This is a genomic window from Inquilinus ginsengisoli, from assembly GCF_031453975.1.
In the GTDB taxonomy this organism is placed as follows: Bacteria; Pseudomonadota; Alphaproteobacteria; order DSM-16000; family Inquilinaceae; genus Inquilinus; species Inquilinus ginsengisoli_A.
This window is the reverse complement of record NZ_JAVDPW010000001.1, coordinates 13688-32986: the sequence shown is the minus strand read 5'-3', so window position 1 is coordinate 32986 and position 19299 is coordinate 13688. Positions and strand designations below refer to the sequence as shown.

Genomic DNA, 19299 nt, shown 5'->3' with positions numbered 1-19299 from the left:
GCAGCCGCCGAAGGGGGCCGCCAGCCCTACCTGACGTATCTTACTTGATGATGCCGGCGACGACGCCGGCGCCGACGGTGCGGCCGCCTTCGCGGATGGCGAAGCGCAGGCCCTCATCCATGGCGATCGGCGCAATCAGCGTCACCGTCATCGAGATGTTGTCGCCCGGCATCACCATCTCGGTGCCTTCCGGCAGCGCCACCACACCGGTCACGTCCGTCGTCCGGAAGTAGAACTGCGGACGGTAGTTGGTGAAGAACGGCGTGTGACGGCCGCCCTCTTCCTTCGTCAGGATGTACGCCTCGGCCTTGAACTCGGTGTGCGGCGTGATCGAACCCGGCTTCGCCAGAACCTGGCCGCGCTCGACCTCCTCGCGCTTCGTGCCGCGCAGCAGCGCGCCCACGTTGTCGCCGGCCTCACCCTGGTCCAAGAGCTTGCGGAACATCTCGACGCCCGTGCAGATCGTCTTCTGCGTGTCCTTCAGGCCGACGATCTCCACTTCCTCGCCGACCTTCACGATCCCGCGCTCGATACGGCCCGTCACCACCGTGCCGCGACCCGAGATCGAGAACACGTCCTCGATCGGCATCAGGAACGGACGGTCCTTCGGACGCTCCGGCTGCGGGATGTACGCGTCCACCTTCGCCATCAGCTCCAGGATCGCGTCGTGGCCCAGCTTCTTGTCGCCGTCCTCCAGCGCCACCAGCGCCGAGCCCGGGACGATCGGAATGTCGTCGCCAGGGAAGTCGTACGAGCTCAGCAGCTCACGGACCTCGAGCTCCACCAGCTCCAGGAGCTCCGGATCGTCGACCATGTCGACCTTGTTCAGGAACACCACCAGCGCCGGAACGCCGACCTGCCGCGCCAGCAGGATGTGCTCGCGGGTCTGCGGCATCGGGCCGTCGGCCGCCGACACCACCAGGATCGCGCCGTCCATCTGCGCTGCACCGGTGATCATGTTCTTCACGTAGTCGGCATGGCCCGGGCAATCGACATGCGCGTAGTGACGGTTCGCCGTCTCGTACTCCACATGCGCCGTCGAGATCGTGATCCCGCGCGCCTTCTCTTCCGGCGCCTTGTCGATCTGGTCGTACGCCGTGAACGTCGCCCCGCCCGTCTCCGCAAGCACCTTCGTGATCGCCGCCGTCAGCGACGTCTTGCCGTGGTCAACGTGACCAATCGTCCCGATGTTGCAGTGCGGCTTCGTCCGCTGAAACTTCGCCTTCGCCATTCTCTGAAAACCTTAATGTTCGCGGTGGGACCTGTGGATCCACGGATGGAGCGGGTGAAGGGAATCGAACCCTCGTATTCAGCTTGGAAGGCTGCTGCTCTACCATTGAGCTACACCCGCCCGGGTGTCCGGGACGCGCCATGTCCTCGACCGTGACTCGAAGCCAAAGGGCTTTGGTGGAGGGGGCTGGATTTGAACCAGCGTACTCTTACGAGGGCAGATTTACAGTCTGCTGCCATTAACCACTCGGCCACCCCTCCACAGGGCTTCGCCGCACGGCTCGGCGAATGGCGGGGCGGAATATCGACATCCCGGCGAGGATGTCAAGCATGCGTGTTGCGGAAATCGGAATCTTGACCCGGGACCGGCGACGGCGCACAGGACGACGATGACCCGCACGCCGCAAAACCGCCCGCCCTACGCCCCTCGGTCCAACCCTCAGGCCAACTCGTCCCAGGCCGCCCCGCCCCAGGCCAGCCCGCATCAGGGCCAGCGCCCGGACCAGCGCGGCCCCGGCGGCCGCGCACCCGACGGCCGCCCGCCGGCGCGCGAGCCCGACCGCTACCTCTACGGCGTCCATGCCGCCACCGCCGCGGTGCTGAACCCGGACCGCGAGATCACCCGGGTGCAATGCACCGAGGCCGGGCTGGCGATTCTGGAGCCGGTGCTGGCCCAGGCCGCCGAGGCCGGCATCGCCCGCCCGGCGCCGGAGCTGGTGACGCGCGAGCTGATGGACCGCTTCCTCAAGGGCGCGGTGCACCAGGGCATCGCGCTCGAGATCAAGCCGCTGGACGCGCCCGACATCGACGACCTCGGCCGCGAGGCGGACCTGCGTGAGCACAGCGTGGTGGTGGTGCTGGACCAGGTGACCGACCCGCACAACATCGGCGCGATCCTGCGCTCCGCCGCTGCCTTCGGCGCGCTGGCGGTGATCGTCACCGACCGCAACACGCCCGAGGTCACTGGGGTGCTGGCCAAGGCGGCGTCGGGCGCGGTCGAGCATGTCCCGCTGACCCGGGTGAAGAACCTGGCTCGCGCCCTCGAATCGCTCGGCGAACTGGGCTTCCACCGAATCGGCCTGGCCGAGGAGGGCGAAACCACCCTGGCCGCGGCGATGCAGGGCGACCGGGTGGCGCTGGTGCTGGGCGCGGAGGGCGACGGGCTGCGCCACCTGACGCGCGAGACCTGCGACGTGCTGGCCAGGCTGCCGACGCAAGGCGCGGTCGGCAGCCTGAACGTCTCCAACGCCGCCGCCATCGCGCTGTATGAGACGGCGCGGGGACGCTGACGCGTTGTCGCTTCGTTACAGCGACGCCGGACACTGCTTCGCACTGAGCAGTCTCCACGTGGCTGCGCCACGCGTAGCCCGTAAGGGCGAAGCGTGGTGGGCCCGGCAGGATTCGAACCTGCGACAACACCGTTATGAGCGGCGGGTTCTAACCGCTGAACTACAGGCCCGTCCGGCGCCCTTCTAGCAAGCGGCGCCGGTGCGGGGAAGGCGTTGCTTCTCCGGGTGCGGCGCCCGGCCGTGGGCCGGCCGGGCGTCGCGATCCGGTTACTGGGCCTTCTGGCCGCCGGCGAGCATCTGCTTGATGATGCCGACGATGACCATGAGGACGCCGCCGCCGACGCCACCACCGACGATCTGACCGATGATGGCGCCGATGTCGAGGCCGCCGCCGGCAGCCGCGCCAGCGAGGCTGGGGACGAGCGCCGCCAGGATCTGACCGCCGATGCCGCCGCCGACGATGCCGGCGATCGAGTTGCCGATCGTGCCGAGGCTGTACTGCTTGACCGCGGCGCCGGCAACATTGCCGCCGACCGCTCCTGCCACGAGCTGGATAATCAGGGAAACGATGTCCATCGGATCTCCTTCCGATCCATGGAGCGCCGTCGGGCGGGGCGGCGCATGAAGCCGAATCGCCGATTTCTCGGCCCCGCATAAATAAAGATGCGCCTCGCCCCGCTTGGTCTCAAGAGATATTTGGGCATGGACTGGAGGTCCAGTCCTGCCGGCGAAGAAGCCCGGTGTCGTCGGCAAGCTGGTTTTACGATTCTATTGTCGGATTTACCGCCGCTATTCGGAGTCCGGGATTGCCGGATCAGGTCGGCCGGCCGAAGCCGCCGAGTCCGATCACGACACCACCCCAGACGACACTGCCGGCGGCAAGGTCGATCGCAATGAGATCCTCGCCGGCCAGCCCAGTCGCTGACGAAACGTCAAAAATAACACTCGTATTCTGTTATACAACATATAACACAAATTAATTGGATTGATATTTCCCCGTCTTCTCCAAATGTTTGTCCTTATCGAAGCCAGCCAGAGACCGCCCGTATGCGCGCCCCCATCCTCGGATCCTTCCTCGCAGCGGCGGCGATGCTCGCCCTGGCCACACCGGCCCAGGCCGAGACCGCGACGCTGCGGATCGCGCAGCAATTCGGCATCTCCTACCTGCCGATGATCGTGGCCAAGGAGCAGAAGCTGATCGAGGCGGCGGCCACCGAGGCCGGGCTGCCGGCGCCGGACATCGACTGGATCCAGGTCAGCGGCGGCGCCGCGATGAACGAGGCGCTGCTGTCGGGCAGCCTGGACGTCGCCGCGGCCGGGGCGCCGCCGGCGATCACGCTGTGGGCCAAGACCCGCGGCTCGATCGACGTCAGGGGCATCGCGGCGCTGGGGTCGATGCCGATCTACCTGACCACCACCAACCCCGACGTGAAGACGCTGGCGGACTTCACCGACAAGGACCGCATCGCGCTGCCGGCGGTGAAGGTCGGGTTCCAGGCGGTGGTGCTGCAGATGGCGGCGGCCCAGGCCTTCGGCCAGGACCAGGCGACCAAGCTGGACGACCTGACCGTCAGCATGGCGCATCCGGACGCGACCGCGGCGCTGCTGTCCGGCGGGTCCGAGGTCACCGCCAATTTCGGCGCCCCGCCGTTCCAGAACCAGCAGTTGCAGGATCCGAAGGTGCACCGGGTGCTGAGCAGCTACGACGTGCTGGGCGGCCCGCACACCTTCAACGTGATCTACGCGACCGGCGCCTTCTACGCCGACAACCCGAAGACGGTGGCGGCGATCGTCACCGCGCTGGACCGCGCCGACCAGTTCATTGCCGCCCATCCGGCCGAGGCGGCGAAGCTGTACATCGCCGCCGAATCGTCGAAGCTGCCGGAATCCTTCGTCGAAGGCCTGATCACCGCCCCCGACACCCGCTACACGGTGGCGCCGGAGAACGTGCTGAAGTTCGTCGAGTTCCAGCACCGCATCGGCCAGATCGCGACCACCACGACGGATTGGCGCGACCTGTTCTTCCCGCCGCTCTACGACCGTCCGGGGAGCTGAGATGGCATCCCCGGCCCTCGCCCCGGTCTCCGACGCCACGACAGCCGACACGCCGGCCCTGACGCTCGACGGCGTCTCCCTGGCCTATGTCGCTGACGGCCGCCGGGTGACGGCGGTCGAGGGGGTGACCCTGGACATCCGCCGCGGCGAGCGGCTGGTGCTGCTGGGCCCGTCCGGCTGCGGCAAGTCGAGCCTGCTGCGCAGCATCGGCGGCTTCCTGCCGCCCAGCGCCGGCCGGGTGCTGCTGGACGGTCGGCCGGTGTCTCGGCCAGGGCCGGATCGGATGATGGTGCTGCAGGATTTCGACCAGCTGCTGCCGTGGCAGACGGTGCGGCGGAACCTGATCTCCGCCCTGGCCTGGGCGCGCGGCACCCGGCGGGCCGAGGCCGAGGCGGTGGCCGACGACATGCTGCGCCGGGTCGGGCTGGCCCGCGTCGCCGACCAGTATCCCCACACCCTGTCCGGCGGCATGAAGCAGCGCGCCGCCATCGCCCGGGCTTTGGTGCTGCGGCCCGCGGTGCTGCTGATGGACGAACCCTTCGCCGCGCTGGACGCCATGACCCGGCGGCGCATGCAGGAGGAGCTGCTGGCGCTGTGCGAGGAGACCGGGGTCACCACCGTCTTCGTCACCCATGCCATCGACGAAGCCATCGTGATCGGCAGCCGGATCGTGGTGATGACCGCCCATCCCGGCCGGGTCCGCGCCGTGATCGACCTGCCGTGTGGCCGCGGCCCGGACCGGGGCGACCCGGCCTTTGCCGCGCTGGAGGCCCGGATCGGGGGGCTGATCGCGGACCAGATCGGCGACCCGGGGACGGAGGCGACCCATGGTCGCCCCGAGGCGGAGGCGACCGATGGTCGCCCCGCGGCGGAGGCGACCGATGGTTGACTATCAGGGCCTGCTGCAGGCCGGGTCGCCGGTGCGCCCGGCCGGGGGCGAGAACCATTCCTCCCGCCTGATCGGGTCCGGGGCCTGGCGCCGGCTGCTGATCCTGGTCGCGCTGGCCGCGATCTGGGAGATCACCGCCCGCATCGTCGGCAGCCCGCTGCTGCTGCCCAGCTTCCTGACCACCGTGGCCGCCTTCGGCCAGGGCATCGCCAATGGCGAGCTGCCGCTGCGCACCCTGGCGTCGCTGCAGGTGCTGGTGGTGGGCTACGGCATCGGCATCATCGCGGCGGCGATCCTGGCCGGGCTGGCCACGGCCAGCCGCCTGGGCGCCGAGCTGCTGTCGACGCTGACCGCGATGTTCAACCCGCTGCCGGCGATCGCGCTGCTGCCGATCGCGCTGCTGTGGTTCGGCCTCGGCACCCCCAGCCTGCTGTTCGTCATCGTGCATTCGGTGCTGTGGCCGCTAGCCCTGGCCGCCCATTCGGGCTTCCGCGCCGTGCCGCGGCCTCTCGCCATGGTCGGGCAGAATCTGGGGCTGACCGGCTTCCGCTACGTCGCCCGCATCCTGGTGCCGGCCGCCTTCCCGGCGATCCTGGCCGGGCTGAAGATCGGCTGGGCCTTCGCCTGGCGCACCCTGATCGCGGCCGAGCTGGTGTTCGGCGTGTCCTCACGCTCCGGCGGGCTCGGCTGGTTCATCTATGTCAACCGCAACCAGCTGGAGACGACCAACGTCTTCGCCGGCCTCCTGACCATCATCCTGATCGGCCTGCTGGTCGAAAGCCTCTTGTTCCGGACCCTGTCCCGGCTCACGGTCGAGCGCTGGGGCACCCAGCAGGCTTGAGCCGCCCCCAAACGGAATCACCGAATCCACGGAAACGCCGCCATGTCCTTCACCACCAATCCCCTGTCCGACCTGATCGGCCTCGAGATCAGCGGGCTCGACCTCACCGGCCCGCTCGACGACGCCACCTTCGCCACGGTCAAGTCGCTGTTCGAGACGAATTCGGTCGTGGTGTTCCGCGACCAGCGGATCACGCCGGAGCAGCACATCGCCTTCAGCCGCCGCTTCGGCGAGCTGGAGATCCACGTCCAGCACCATTTCCACCTGGCCGGACATCCGGAGATCCTGATCGTCTCGAACGAGACGCGGGAGGACGGCAAGCCGCTGGGCCTGGCCGATGCCGGCCGCTACTGGCATTCCGACCTGTCCTACAAGGCGGAGCCGAGCCTGGGGTCGCTGCTGCACGCCCAGACCCTGCCGGCGGTCGAGGGCGACACGTTATTCGTCAGCATGGCCGCCGCCTATGACGCGCTGGACGACGAGACCAAGGCGCAGATCGAGGGGCTGACCGCGGTGCACGACTACACCGCCCGCAACGTGGCGCAACAGGCCAAGAGCGCGCTGCGGCCCGGCCTGACCGCGGACCAGGCGAAGACGGTGCCGCCGGTGGTGCATCCGGTGGTGCGGGTGCACCCGGCGACGGGCCGCAAGGCGCTGTTCGTCAACGAGGGCTTCACCACCCACATCGTCGAGCTGGAGCGGCCGCAGAGCGACACGCTGCTGCGCCGGCTGTTCGCGCACATGACCCAGCCGCAGTTCCAGTACCGCCACCGCTGGCAGGCGCATGACATGGTGTTCTGGGACAACCGGGCCACCATCCACCTGGCCACCGGCTGCCCGCCGCACCTGGCGCGCACCCTGTACCGGACCACGGTGAAGGGCGACAAGCCGATCGGTCCCGCCGAGCGCGTGGCGGCCTGAGGTCTCAAGGTTCGGCGTAGCCTCTCGCCCTGCGGCGGGTCCCCGCCGCAGGAAAGCGTGATCCGCGGCGCGATCCGCGATAGGCTGCGCCTCCCCTTCCCTGTGCGGCGGTCGGCGCGATGGTCTCCTTCCTCAAATCCCTGTTCGGTGGCGGCAAGCGCGAGGGCGCTGAGGGCGGGGCCGAAGCCCCGGCCGGCGAGGCGGTCGAATACAAGGGCTTCCGCATCCGCCCGGCGCCCTATGCCGCGGGCGGCCAGTACCAGACCGCCGGGCTGATCGAGAAGGACTTCCCGGAGGGCACCAAGACCCACCGCTTCGTCCGCGCCGACAAGCACGCCAGCAAGGACGACGCCACCGCCTTCTCGCTGTCCAAGGCGCAACAGATCATCGACGAGCAGGGCGACCGGGTGTTCGGGCTTTAGCCCACCTATTCCATTACCTTCGAGGTCATTGGTTTCGGGCAGGTCACCAGCCATCCTCGGCGCCTCGCCACCGCACGCCCGAGGCCGCCGATGCCCACATCAACCGTCACCCGCCCGGACGACGGGACGGTCGCCTTCACCGTCACCCTGCATGCGAAGCCGGGCCGCGAGGCCGAGTTCCTGGACCTGCTGACGCCGGTGCTGGACGCGATGCGGCACGAGCCGGGCTTCATCAACGCGGTGCTGCACCGGTCGCCCGACGACCCCACCCTGTTCATGCTGTACGAGACCTGGGCCGACCTCGACGAGCTGGTGCGGGTGCAGATCCCGCGCGCCTACCGCCAGGCTTATATCGCGGCGCTGCCCGACCTGTTGCGCCAGGAGCGCGGCGTCACCCTGTGGCAGCCGATGCGCGGCGACTTCGCGATCGACCGGAGCGGCGGCTGAAGCGGCTTATGGCGCCCATCGGGTGAAGACGAAGTCGTGCCCCTTCACCCGCGCCTCGTGGCAGGCGAAGCAGGTCTGGTGCTGCGCCTCGTCGACCGGCTTGCCGTTGATGAAACGGCCGAAGCCCCAGCCACCGCTGTCGGGGTACCGCTTCGAATCCTTGACCATTACCTGGACCGTCGTCGCCGCGCCGGGGACGGAGGCGGGCTCGAACTCGGTGGACTGGACATGCTTCCAGGCCAGCTTGACCAGGATGGTGCCGTCCGGAAACGGCAGGGTCCCGCTCTGGTAGGCCTTGATCGCGGTGGGATTGCCGAGGACGGCGCGGAGCTCGTTCAGCGGCTCCGCCTCCTGGGCCGGCCCGATCAGCTCCCACTGCCGGTATCCCTCGGGAATGGTGACGCCGTAGATCGGCGACGCGTTCTCGGCATCCGTGCCCTCGGCAGCCAAGGACACCGCAGCCAGAGCGGATGACGCCAGGGTCGCGGCAAACAGGGCGACACGGATCGATCTCATCGGAAGGCTCCTTCTGCTCCATGGACCCGGCGGCGGGGCCTCGACCATCGAAGCAGAGGCCGCGGGGAAGCGCCTGTTATAACTTGTGAGCTGTCAGCCGCTGCCGGCCAGGCCGTCGCGGACACAGCCGCCCTTGCCCCCTCGCGGCGGAGAAGGGATCGTGGTTTCGTGACGGCCTTCCACTGCCTCGGGCCGCTGCTGCTCGACCGGATCATTGAGGTCGCCGTGCGGCTTGACCCCGAGCGCTCATCCGGTACCATGGTCGGATGCGCAAGACGGACGCCCTGTTTCGAATTATCCGCCCGGCCCTCTGACGGGGGTCGGGTCGCTGCGCCGTTGCGCCATGTCTCCTCACGCCGCCGAATGGACCCATCCGGGGTCGACCGGCTGGTATCCGAGCGCCAAAGCGGGTAATTGAGCCCGCGTGGATCCACGAGCCCCCAAGTCATGACCGTCCAGCCTGCCGAGACCCCGGGTGCCGCCGCCCCGGCCGCTCCCGACTACAAATCCACTGTCTTCCTGCCGAAGACGGACTTCCCCATGCGTGGCGGCCTGCCGCAGAAGGAGCCGGAGCTGCTGGCCCGGTGGGAGGCAATCGACCTGCACGGCAAGCTGCGGGCGCTGTCCAAGGGGCGCGAGAAGTTCGTCCTGCATGACGGCCCGCCCTACGCCAATGGCGACATCCACATCGGCCACGCGGTCAACAAGATCCTGAAGGACATCGTCGTCCGCACCCGCCAGATGCTGGGCCGCGATGCGGTCTACGTCCCGGGCTGGGACTGCCACGGCCTGCCGATCGAGTGGAAGATCGAGGAGAAGTACCGCAAGGCCGGCCAGGACAAGGACGCGGTGCCGGTGCTGCAGTTCCGCGAGGAGTGCCGCGCCTTCGCCCGGCATTGGGTCGAGGTGCAGTCGGCGCAGTTCCAGCGCATCGGCGTGATGGGCGACTGGGCGCACCCCTACACCACCATGACCGACGCCGCCGAGGCGCAGATCGTCCGCGAGATCCACAAGTTCCTGCTCAATGGCGGGCTGTATCGCGGGCTGAAGCCGGTGCTGTGGTCGGTGGTCGAGAAGACCGCCCTGGCCGAGGCCGAGGTCGAGTACCAGGACATCACCTCGGACATGGTCTGGGTGCGCTTCCCGGTGACCGCGGCGTCGCGGCCGTCGCTCGGGGGCGCGTCTGCGGTGGCCTGGACCACCACGCCCTGGACGCTGCCGGCCAACCGCGCCATCGCCTACGGCCCCGACTTCGAATACGGCGTCTACACCGTCGATGCCGTGGCCGAGGGAAGCCTCGCCAAGGTCGGCGAGACGCTGGTGCTGGCGACGGCCCTGGCCGACACGGTGGCCAAGGACCTCGCCGTCACCGCCTGGACCTGCGTCGACAAGTTCCCGGGTTCGGCCCTGGCCGGCACCGTGTCCCGCCATCCGCTGGCGGGACAAGGCTACGACTTCGCCGTGCCATTCCTGCCCGGCGGCCATGTCACGGTCGATGCCGGCACCGGGCTGGTCCACACCGCGCCCAGCCATGGCGCCGACGACTTCGACCTCGGCCGCGCCCACGGCATCGCCGCGACCGAGACGGTGACCGAGGATGGCCGCTACCACGACAGCGTGCCGCTGTTCGCCGGCCGGGTGATCTACCGCCCCGACGGCAAGAAGGGCGACGCCAACAAGGTGGTGACGCTGGCGGTGGAGGCGGCCGGCGGCCTGCTGGCCCGCGGCCAGATCCGCCATTCCTACCCGCACAGCTGGCGGTCCAAGGCGCCGCTGATCTTCCGCGCCACGCCGCAATGGTTCATCTCGATGGAGACGAACGGGCTGCGGCAGACCGCGCTGGCCGCGCTGAAGACCACGAAGTTCTACCCGCCCCAGGGCTACAACCGCCTGTCCTCGATGATCGAGAGCCGGCCGGACTGGGTGATCAGCCGCCAGCGCGCCTGGGGCGTGCCGATCGCGATCTTCGTCGACAAGAAGACCGGCGAGCCGCTGCGCGACGTCGCGGTTACGCAGCGCATCGCCGCGGCTTTCGAGCTCGAGGGTTCGGACGCCTGGTACAAGCACGACGCCCAGTTCTTCCTCGGCAACACCTTCAAGGCCGACGACTACGAGCAGATCTTCGACATCGTCGACGTCTGGTTCGAATCCGGCTCGACCCATGCCTTCGTGCTGGAGCAGCGGCCGGACCTGAAATGGCCGGCCGACCTCTATCTCGAAGGCTCGGACCAGCATCGCGGCTGGTTCCACTCCTCGCTGCTCGAAAGCTGCGGCACCCGCGGCCGCGCGCCCTACGACGCGGTGCTGACCCATGGCTTCGCGCTGGACGAGCAGGGCCGCAAGATGTCGAAGTCGCTCGGCAACGGCGTCGAACCGCAGGAGGTGGCGAACCAATCCGGTGCCGACATCCTGCGCCTGTGGATCGTCTCGACCGACTATTCCGAGGATCTGCGCATCGGCAAGGAGATCCTGAAGTACCAGGCCGACGCCTATCGCCGGCTGCGCAACACGCTGCGCTACCTGCTGGGTGCCCTCGACGGCTTCCAGGAGGCCGAGCGGCTGCCGGCGGCAGAACTGCCGGAGCTGGAGCGCTGGGTGCTGCACCGGCTGTGGGAGCTCGACCGCACCATCCGCAAGGGGATCGAGGACTACGACTTCCACGCCATGTCGACGGCGCTGCACAATTTCTGCGCGGTCGACCTGTCGGCCTTCTACTTCGACATCCGCAAGGACTCGCTCTACTGCGACCGGCCGGACGACCTGCGCCGGCGGGCGGTCCGCACCGTGCTCGACACGCTGTTTGACCATCTCGCCATCTGGCTGGCGCCGATCCTGTGCTTCACGGCGGAGGAGGCCTGGCTGGCCCGGCGCGGTGATGGGCCGGACATCAGCGTCCATCTCCGCACCTTCCCCGACGTCCCTGATACCTGGCAGGACGATGCCCTGGCGGCGCGCTGGGCCCGGCTGCGCGACCTGCGCCGCGTGGTCACCGGCGCGATCGAGCTGGAGCGGGCGGCCAAGCGCATCGGCTCGTCGCTGCAGGCGCACCCGGTGGTCCATGCCGGCGCGGCCGAGGCCGAACTGCTGGCCAGCCTCGACTTCGCCGAGATCTGCATCACCTCGACCCTGGCGGTCGAGACCGGTGCCGTGCCGGACGGCGCCTTCGCCCTGGCGGACGTGCCGGGCGTCGGCGTCATCGTCGGCTCCGCCTCGGGCGACCGCTGCGACCGCTGCTGGCGGGTCCTGCCCGAGGTCGGCACGGTGGCGGCGCATCCGGACCTGTGCCATCGCTGTTCGGACGCGGTCGATGCTGCGGTGGCCGGAGTGACGGCATGACCGATGCGCGGCTGTTCCGGCGCGGGTTGATCGTCGCGGCGCTGATCCTGATCGCCGACCAGCTCTCGAAATACTGGGTGCTGAAGGTTCTGTTCGGCCTGCCCGACCCGATCACCACCGCCAGCTGGGCGCCGTCGATCCGGATCACCGGCTTCCTCGATTTCGCCATGGTCTGGAACTATGGAATCAGCTTCGGTCTCCTCGCCGGCGACTCGCCGCTGGCGCGTTGGGGCCTGTCGGTGGTTGCGCTCGCAGTCGTCGTAGGCCTCCTGATCTGGCTGCGGCGCAACGATCGCGGTCTGATCGCCGGCGGCGTCGGGTTGATCATCGGCGGGGCGATCGGCAACGTGATCGACCGGCTGCGGTTCGGCGCCGTCGCCGATTTCTTGCATTTTTACGCGGGGCAGTATTCCTTCTGGGTGTTCAACGTGGCCGACAGCGCGATCAGCATCGGTGTGATGCTGCTGATCGCCGACAGTCTGTTCGGCCGCCGCGCCCACCCGGTGGCAGCGCAGAGGGATCGATCGTGAGCGGGCAGTCTCGTTTCTTCCAGTCGACCTGTTTCTTCCAGCCCGGCCGGGTGTGGGGGGGCAGACTGGTCACGCTGACCGGCCTGGTCATCGCCACCCTGGCGGTCGCCGGCTGCGACGCCGGCAGCAAGACGGTGCAGGAGTTCATCGGCTACGACAAATCGACGCCGGACGAATTCGCGGTGATGCCGCGCGCGCCTTTGGCGATGCCGAGTTCGCTGACCGATCTGCCGCCGCCGACGCCGGGCATCCCACGGCCGCAGGAGACCCAGCCGCGTGAGCAGGCCGAGGCGATCCTGTTCGGCCAGGGGCGCAAGATTCCGCGCGGCGACACTGCCGGTGCCGGCGCTGCGGCCAGCGCCAGCGGCGCGGCGATCCTGGCCAAGGCCGGGCCGGCGGAACCGGGGATCCGCTCGACCGTCGACCAGGAGACGACGCAGATCGCCCAGGACGACGACCGCTTCATCGACAACATCCTGTTCTGGCAGTCCAAGCCGCTGCCCGGCACGGTGGTCGACCCCTACAAGGAGGCGGCGCGCCTCAATGCCGCCGCCGACACGGGCAAGCCGCTGACCAGCGGCGACACGCCGATCATCATCCGGCGCCGCAAGGGGATCTTCGAGGGCGTCACCGACCTCGTCAATTGACATCCAAGGCCGGGCGCGTGCCCCGGCCTTTTCGTTTGTGTCCTGTGATCCGACACCGTTCCCGCAACGGAGGCGACCCCTCATGTCCGATCTGACCCGTTCGCCCGCCTGGACCGCGCTCGACGCCCATCGCAAGGCGATGGACGGCGTGCACATGCGCGACCTCTTCGCCGCCGACCCCAAGCGCTTCGACAGCTTCTCGCTGCGCCTCGGCGACCTGCTGCTCGACTATTCCAAGAACCGGGTGACGGCGGAGACGCTGGGCCTGCTGTTCGACCTCGCCCGGCAGCAGGGCGTCGAGACCTGGCGCGACCGCATGTTCGCCGGAGAGCCGATCAACGGCACCGAGCACCGGGCCGTGCTGCACACCGCCCTGCGCGCCGACCTGGCCGGCTCGATCGAGGTCGACGGCCAGAATGTGCTGCCGGAGGTGGCGGCCAGCCTGAAGCACATGCGCGAATTCTCCGACGCCGTGCGCGACGGCAGTTGGACCGGGCACACCGGCAAGCCGATCACCGACATCATCAACATCGGCATCGGCGGCTCCGACCTCGGCCCGGTGATGGTGTCCGAGGCGCTGGTCCCCTACCACCACCCGCGCATCCGGATGCATTTCGTTTCCAATGTCGACGGCACCCACATCGCCGAGACGCTGAAGCGGATCGACCCCGAGACCAGCCTGTTCCTGATCGCGTCGAAGACCTTCACCACGCAGGAGACCCTGACCAACGCCAACACCGCGCGGCGCTGGTTCCTGCATTCCGGCGCGCCGGAGGCGGCGATCGCCAAGCATTTCGCCGCGCTGTCTACCAATGCGACGGAGGTGTCCAAGTTCGGCATCGACACCGCCAACATGTTCGGCTTCTGGGACTGGGTCGGCGGCCGCTATTCCGTGTGGTCGGCGATCGGCCTGCCGGTGATGATCGCGATCGGCGCCGACGCCTTCGAACGCTTCCTGGCCGGCGGCCGCGCCATGGACGCGCATTTCCGCTCGGCGCCGCTGGAGCAGAACCTGCCGGCGGTGCTGGGCGTGCTCGGCGTCTGGTACGGCAACTTCTGGGACGCGCAGACCCACGCCGTGCTGCCCTACGACCAGTACCTGCACCGGCTGCCGGCCTATCTGCAGCAGGCCGACATGGAATCGAACGGCAAGTCGGTCGACCGCCAGGGCCACCGGGTCGACTACCAGACCGGGCCGGTGATCTTCGGCGAGCCCGGCACCAACGGCCAGCATTCCTTCTACCAGCTGATCCACCAGGGGACGAAGGTGATCCCCTGCGACTTCATCGCCCCGGTGGAAAGCCACAACCCGGTCGACGACCACCACCCGATCCTGCTGTCCAACGTCCTGGCCCAGACCGAGGCGCTGATGGTCGGCAAGACACCGGACCAGGTGCGGGCGGAGCTGACCAAGTCGGGGCTGTCAGGCGCGGCGCTGGAGGCGTTGCTGCCGTTCAAGGTGTTCGAGGGCAACCGCCCGTCCAACACCATCCTGGTGCGGGAAATCGACCCCTACACGCTGGGCCTGCTGGTCGCGCTGTACGAGCACAAGATCTTCGTCCAGGGCACCATCTGGAACGTCTACTCCTTCGACCAATGGGGGGTGGAGCTGGGCAAGCAGTTGGCCAAGGCGATCCAGCCCGCGCTGCTGGGCGAAAAGGCGCCGGGCGCGCATGACAGCTCGACCCTCGGCCTGCTCGCCGCGATCCGCGACTGGAGCTGACCCGGTCCGATCCGGACGATATCATATCGAAAACGTATGATATCGTCCGGATCAATATATTGGACATGATATCCATCACGGCCCATTTCTAGGGCGCCGGGGACGTCGTTCGTCCCGCAAGCCGATGGAAACGCCATGACGGACTGGAATCCCGCCCTCTACCGCCGCTTCGAGGATCAGCGCACCCGCCCGGCCCGGGAACTGCTGGCCCGGGTCGACCTCGCCCCGGCCGCCCGGCCCTTCCGGATCTTCGACCTCGGCTGCGGCCCCGGGAATTCGACCGAACTGCTGGTCGACCGCTTCCCCGGCGCCGACATCACCGGCATTGACAGCTCCGACACCATGCTGGCCGACGCCCGGGCCCGGCTGCCGCAGTGCCGGTTCGAACGGCACGACATCGCCGAATGGCAGCCGGAGCAAGCGCCCGACCTGATCTATGCCAACGCCACGCTGCAATGGGTGCCGGACCACCCGGTGCTGGTGCCGCGGCTGTTCGAGCTGCTGGCCCCGGGCGGCGTCCTGGCCGTACAGATCCCCGACAACCGCGAGGAGCCGACGCACCGGCTGATGCGCGCGGTGGCGACCGAAGGCCCCTGGGCGGCGACCATCGGCGAGGCCGCGCTGGTGCGCACCAAGATCCTGCCGCTCGGTGCCTATTACGACCTGCTGGCGCCGCGGGCTGATGTGACCGATGTCTGGCGCACCGCCTACCAGCACCCGATGGACACGCCGCAGGCGATCGTCGACTGGGTGCGTGCTACCGGGCTGCGCCCCTTCATCGACCCGCTGTCGGACAACCAGCGCGCCGCCTTCCTGGCGGATTATGTCGGCCGCATCGGCCAGGCCTACCCGCCTCATGCCGACGGCAAGCGTCTGCTGGCCTTCCCCCGCCTGTTCTTCGTTGCCAAGCGCGCGGCCTGAACCCATCTCGCCATCGCCGCGATCCTGTGGAAGGATCGCGGCATGGCTCTTCACCTCTGCCGCACCTGCGGCACCCAGTATCCCGACAGTCCCGCCCCGCCGGCCGCCTGCCCGATCTGCGAGGATGAGCGGCAATATGTGCCCGAATCCGGCCAGACCTGGCTGACTTTGGACGAGCTGCGGCGCGGCCATCGCGCCGTGATCACGCCGGTCGAGCCGGGGCTCGACCAGATCGAGGTCGAACCGCATTTCGCCATCGGCGAGCGCGCCTTCCTGATCCGGCTGCCCGGCGGCGGCGTGCTGATGTGGGATTGCGTGGCGCTGATCGACGATGCCGTGGTGGCGACGATCCGGGCGCTCGGCGGGCTGCGCGCCATCGCCATTTCCCATCCCCACTACTACACGACGATGGTGGAGTGGGCGCAGGCCTTCGGCTGTCCCGTCCACCTGCACGAAGGCGACCGCGGCTGGGTGCAGCGGCCCGATTCGGCCCTGTCCTTCTGGTCGGGCGAGACCCTGGCGCTGGCTGACGGCATCACCATGATCCGCTGCGGCGGCCATTTCGCCGGCGCATCGGTGCTGCATTGGGCAGCGGGGGCGGAAGGCCGTGGGGTCCTGCTCAGCGGCGACACCATCCAGGGCGTGCCGGACCGGCGCTGGGTGTCCTTCATGTACAGCTATCCCAACCTGATCCCGCTGCCGGCCCAGGCCGTCCGGGCCATCGCCGACGCGGTGGCGCCGTTCGATTTCGACCGGCTGCACGGCGCCTTCGCCGGCCGCTGGGTACCCCGCGACGCGCGCGGCGCGGTGCTGCGCTCGGCCGAGCGCTACATCCGCGCAATCGAGGGCTGAGGTGCCGGCCCATCGGCCGACGACAATCATTTCGCACTCGAGAGGGCAGGCATGACCCGCAGGATCGTGATCACCGGCGCCGGGGCGGGGCTGGGGCTGGAACTGACGCGCTGGTACGCGGCGCAGGGCGACACCGTGATCGGCGTGGTCCGCAACGACGAGGCGGCGGCGGAGTTCACGAACGCGGCCGGGCCGGACGGCATCCTGGTCCGCGGCGACGTCACCGATCCGGCCTGCGCCGAACGGCTGCGCGCGGTGCTGGCGGAACGGGCGCCGGCGGTCGACATCCTGATCAACAACGCCGGCATGTCCGGCCGCGGCGCCCAGCTGGCCGCGATCAACTTGGCCGATGTGCAGCAGTCGCTCGACGTCCACTGCCTCGCTGCGCTGCGCATCGCCCAGGCTGCGATCGGCGCCCTGCTGGCGGCGGAGCGGCCGACCATCGTCAATGTCAGCAGCCGGCTGGGGTCGGTCAGCCGGGTCGCCTCGGGGGATTTCGACCATCTCGGCATCGCCTACGCCACCCGGATCTCGAAGGCGGCGCAGAACATGCTGACCGCCTGCCTGCACCGCGAATTCGGCCCGCGCGGCCTGGCGGTCTACGCCATCCATCCCGGCCGCATCCGCACCCGCATGGCCAGCGCCGACGCCGATCTCGAGGCGCCGGAGGCGGCGGCGCGGCTGGCCGGCTGGATCGACCGCACCCGGCCGGACCGGCTGGTGTTCTACGGCGAACCCGATGCCGGTGAGTTCGCCTGGTAGGGCGGGCATTGGAACGAATCGAGGCCGTCCTCTAGGATGGTGCGATGACCGTCCGGACCTTGCACAGCATCCGCCGCCTGCCGCCCAATCTGGTCAACCAGATCGCCGCCGGCGAGGTGATCGAACGCCCGGCCGCGGCGGTGAAGGAGCTGGTGGAGAATGCCATCGACGCCGGCGCCCGCCGCATCGATGTCTCCCTACGCGACGGCGGCCGCAGCCTGATCGCGGTGGCCGATGACGGCGCCGGCATGGACCCGGACGCGCTGCAGCTGGCGATCGAGCGCCACGCCACCTCCAAGCTGCCGGACGACGACCTGGTGCGGATCTCGACCCTGGGCTTCCGCGGCGAGGCGCTGCCGTCGATCGGCGCCGTCTCGCGCCTGACCATCGCCAGCCGGCCCCGCAGCGCGGCGGAGGCCTGGAGCCTGACGGTCGAGGGCGGGGCGGTCGGCGCGCCGGTGCCGGCGGCGCTGAACCAGGGCACCCGGGTCGAGGTCCGCGACCTGTTCTACGCCACCCCGGCGCGGCTGAAGTTCCTGAAGGGCGAGCGGGCCGAGACCCAGGCCGCAGTCGACATGGTCGAACGCCTGGCCATGGCCCATCCGACCCTCAGCTTCACCGTCTCCGACGCCAGCCGTACCCTGCTGCGGCTGGAGGCGGCGCAGGGCGAGCTGTTCGACGCCCGGCTGGCGCGGGTGGGCGCCATCATGGGTGGCGACTTCGCCGACAACGCGCTGCCGATCGACGCGCTGCGCGAGGGCATCCACCTCACCGGCCACGCCGCCCTGCCGACGCTTAACCGCGGCACCGCCCAGGCGCAGTACCTGTTCGTCAACGGCCGGCCGGTGCGCGACCGGCTGTTGCTCGGCGCCATCCGCGGCGCCTATGCCGACGTGTTGCCGCGCGACCGCCACCCGATGCTGGCGCTGTATTTCGAGCTGCCGCCGGAGGAGGTCGACGTCAACGTCCACCCGACCAAGGCCGAGGTCCGGTTCCGCGACCCGGCGCTGGTGCGCGGGCTGATCGTCAGCGCCCTGCGCCACGCCATCGCCGGAGCCGGCTTCCGCGCTTCCACCAGCGTCGGCGCCGACACCCTGGCGGCGTTCGTCAGCCAGGGAGGCGTGAGCCAGGGAGGCGTCTCCCCGGGCGAGCTACCGCCGCTCTCCCGGCCAACCGGCGGGTTCCTGACCCCGTCCCCCTGGGGCCAGCAGCGCGGCGTGGTGCGGCCCTCCACCGGCCTGGCCGAGGCCGCGGCCGGCTGGCAGGCGCCGATCGCGTCCGACCTTACCCGGCCCTCGGCGCGGGCCGGGGACGAGGTGGCCGAGCCCACGGCCGAGCATCCGCTCGGCGCGGCGCGGGCTCAGGTCCACGCCACCTACATCGTCGCCCAGACCGGCGACGGGCTGGTGATCGTCGACCAGCACGCCGCGCATGAGCGCATCGTCTATGAGCGGATGAAGGTCGAGCTGCTGTCCGGCACGGTCAAGAGCCAGGGCCTGCTGCTGCCGGTGGTGGTCGAGCTGAACGAGGCCTCGGTCGAGCGGCTGGCCGCGCGGCAGGCCGAGCTGGCGGAGCTGGGGCTCGAACTCGAACCCTTCGGCCCCGGCGCCGTGGTGGTGCGCGGCGTGCCGGCGCTGCTCGGCCAGTCCGACGTGCCAGGGCTGGTGCAGGACCTGGCCGACGCCCTGGCGGAATGGGACGACGCCCGGCCGCTGACCGAGCGCCTGGCCCATGTCTGCGCCACCTTGGCCTGCCATGGCAGCGTCCGCGCCGGCCGCCGGCTGAACGCGGCGGAGATGGACGCGCTGCTGCGCAGCATGGAGGTCACGCCCAATGCCGGCCAGTGCAACCATGGCCGCCCGACCTATGTCGAGCTGAAGCTGGCCGATATCGAGAAGCTGTTCCAGCGGCGCTAACC

18 protein-coding genes and 3 tRNA genes are annotated in these 19299 nt (G+C 69.5%); 15 read left to right on the top strand and 6 right to left on the bottom strand.

The window, feature by feature from the left end:
- Nucleotides 1-40: 40 nt before the first annotated feature.
- The 3 genes from tuf to E9232_RS00175 form a co-directional block, all read right to left on the bottom strand.
- A complete protein-coding gene (gene tuf / locus E9232_RS00185) occupies nucleotides 41-1231 on the bottom strand; it encodes an elongation factor Tu (RefSeq protein ID WP_309791344.1) in 1191 nt (396 codons plus the stop codon).
- A gap of 46 nt (nucleotides 1232-1277) precedes the next feature.
- Nucleotides 1278-1351 (bottom strand) — tRNA-Gly (locus tag E9232_RS00180).
- Between the two features lie 54 nt (nucleotides 1352-1405).
- A tRNA-Tyr gene (locus E9232_RS00175) sits at nucleotides 1406-1491 on the bottom strand.
- A gap of 128 nt (nucleotides 1492-1619) precedes the next feature.
- On the opposite strand from E9232_RS00175, the gene rlmB reads away from it, so the two are divergent.
- Nucleotides 1620-2519 carry a 23S rRNA (guanosine(2251)-2'-O)-methyltransferase RlmB gene (gene rlmB, locus E9232_RS00170; protein WP_309791342.1) on the top strand — a complete coding sequence of 300 codons (900 nt, stop codon included), beginning with the start codon at nucleotides 1620-1622 and terminating at the stop codon, nucleotides 2517-2519.
- A 94-nt stretch (nucleotides 2520-2613) separates the two neighbouring features.
- On the opposite strand, the gene E9232_RS00165 is transcribed toward rlmB, so the two are convergent.
- Both E9232_RS00165 and E9232_RS00160 read right to left on the bottom strand, forming a co-directional pair.
- A tRNA-Ile gene (locus tag E9232_RS00165) sits at nucleotides 2614-2689 on the bottom strand.
- Nucleotides 2690-2786: 97 nt separating this feature from the next.
- The gene (locus tag E9232_RS00160; RefSeq protein WP_309791340.1) at nucleotides 2787-3095 is read right to left on the bottom strand and encodes a hypothetical protein; all 309 of its coding nucleotides are present in this window, start codon (nucleotides 3093-3095) and stop codon (nucleotides 2787-2789) included.
- 471 nt (nucleotides 3096-3566) lie between these two features.
- Here E9232_RS00160 and E9232_RS00155 point away from each other — a divergent pair, with 471 nt between their 5' ends.
- The 6 genes from E9232_RS00155 to E9232_RS00130 all read left to right on the top strand — a co-directional run bounded on the left by E9232_RS00155 (nucleotide 3567) and on the right by E9232_RS00130 (nucleotide 8094).
- On the top strand, nucleotides 3567-4574 hold the full coding sequence (locus E9232_RS00155; protein ID WP_309791338.1) for an ABC transporter substrate-binding protein: 1008 nt from the start codon (nucleotides 3567-3569) through the stop codon (nucleotides 4572-4574).
- 1 nt (nucleotide 4575) lies between these two features.
- Nucleotides 4576-5463: an ABC transporter ATP-binding protein gene (locus E9232_RS00150; RefSeq protein WP_309791336.1), complete on the top strand. Its 888-nt coding sequence runs from the start codon at nucleotides 4576-4578 to the stop codon at nucleotides 5461-5463.
- A complete protein-coding gene (locus tag E9232_RS00145; protein WP_309791335.1) occupies nucleotides 5456-6304 on the top strand; it encodes an ABC transporter permease in 849 nt (282 codons plus the stop codon). The genes E9232_RS00150 and E9232_RS00145 overlap by 8 nt, the downstream gene beginning before the upstream one ends.
- A gap of 42 nt (nucleotides 6305-6346) precedes the next feature.
- Nucleotides 6347-7225, top strand: coding sequence for a TauD/TfdA dioxygenase family protein (locus tag E9232_RS00140; protein WP_309791334.1), 879 nt, complete (start codon nucleotides 6347-6349; stop codon nucleotides 7223-7225).
- Between the two features lie 119 nt (nucleotides 7226-7344).
- Entirely contained in the window at nucleotides 7345-7647 is a 303-nt protein-coding gene (locus E9232_RS00135) for an HlyU family transcriptional regulator (RefSeq protein WP_309791333.1), read from the top strand.
- Nucleotides 7648-7737: 90 nt separating this feature from the next.
- Nucleotides 7738-8094: a putative quinol monooxygenase gene (locus E9232_RS00130; RefSeq protein ID WP_309791332.1), complete on the top strand. Its 357-nt coding sequence runs from the start codon at nucleotides 7738-7740 to the stop codon at nucleotides 8092-8094.
- Between the two features lie 6 nt (nucleotides 8095-8100).
- Here E9232_RS00130 and E9232_RS00125 read toward each other — a convergent pair whose 3' ends face one another.
- Nucleotides 8101-8610, bottom strand: coding sequence for a cytochrome P460 family protein (locus tag E9232_RS00125; RefSeq protein ID WP_309791331.1), 510 nt, complete (start codon nucleotides 8608-8610; stop codon nucleotides 8101-8103).
- A 447-nt stretch (nucleotides 8611-9057) separates the two neighbouring features.
- Here E9232_RS00125 and ileS point away from each other — a divergent pair, with 447 nt between their 5' ends.
- The 8 genes from ileS to mutL all read left to right on the top strand — a co-directional run bounded on the left by ileS (nucleotide 9058) and on the right by mutL (nucleotide 19297).
- Nucleotides 9058-11946: an isoleucine--tRNA ligase gene (ileS, locus tag E9232_RS00120; protein ID WP_309791329.1), complete on the top strand. Its 2889-nt coding sequence runs from the start codon at nucleotides 9058-9060 to the stop codon at nucleotides 11944-11946.
- 26 nt (nucleotides 11947-11972) lie between these two features.
- Nucleotides 11973-12476 carry a signal peptidase II gene (gene lspA, locus E9232_RS00115; RefSeq protein WP_309791328.1) on the top strand — a complete coding sequence of 168 codons (504 nt, stop codon included), beginning with the start codon at nucleotides 11973-11975 and terminating at the stop codon, nucleotides 12474-12476.
- A complete protein-coding gene (locus E9232_RS00110; protein WP_309791326.1) occupies nucleotides 12473-13123 on the top strand; it encodes a DUF3035 domain-containing protein in 651 nt (216 codons plus the stop codon). The genes lspA and E9232_RS00110 overlap by 4 nt, the downstream gene beginning before the upstream one ends.
- 82 nt (nucleotides 13124-13205) lie before the next feature.
- Nucleotides 13206-14846, top strand: a complete 1641-nt coding sequence (pgi, locus tag E9232_RS00105) for a glucose-6-phosphate isomerase (protein ID WP_309791325.1) — start codon at nucleotides 13206-13208, stop codon at nucleotides 14844-14846.
- A 135-nt stretch (nucleotides 14847-14981) separates the two neighbouring features.
- Complete coding sequence (tam, locus tag E9232_RS00100) at nucleotides 14982-15767, top strand: trans-aconitate 2-methyltransferase (protein WP_309791324.1); 786 nt, start codon at nucleotides 14982-14984, stop codon at nucleotides 15765-15767.
- A 42-nt stretch (nucleotides 15768-15809) separates the two neighbouring features.
- Entirely contained in the window at nucleotides 15810-16619 is an 810-nt protein-coding gene (locus tag E9232_RS00095; protein ID WP_309791323.1) for an MBL fold metallo-hydrolase, read from the top strand.
- Between the two features lie 51 nt (nucleotides 16620-16670).
- The gene (locus E9232_RS00090) at nucleotides 16671-17381 is read left to right on the top strand and encodes an SDR family NAD(P)-dependent oxidoreductase (protein ID WP_309791321.1); all 711 of its coding nucleotides are present in this window, start codon (nucleotides 16671-16673) and stop codon (nucleotides 17379-17381) included.
- Between the two features lie 44 nt (nucleotides 17382-17425).
- Entirely contained in the window at nucleotides 17426-19297 is a 1872-nt protein-coding gene (gene mutL / locus E9232_RS00085; protein ID WP_309791320.1) for a DNA mismatch repair endonuclease MutL, read from the top strand.
- The last annotated feature ends 2 nt before the right edge of the window (nucleotides 19298-19299 follow it).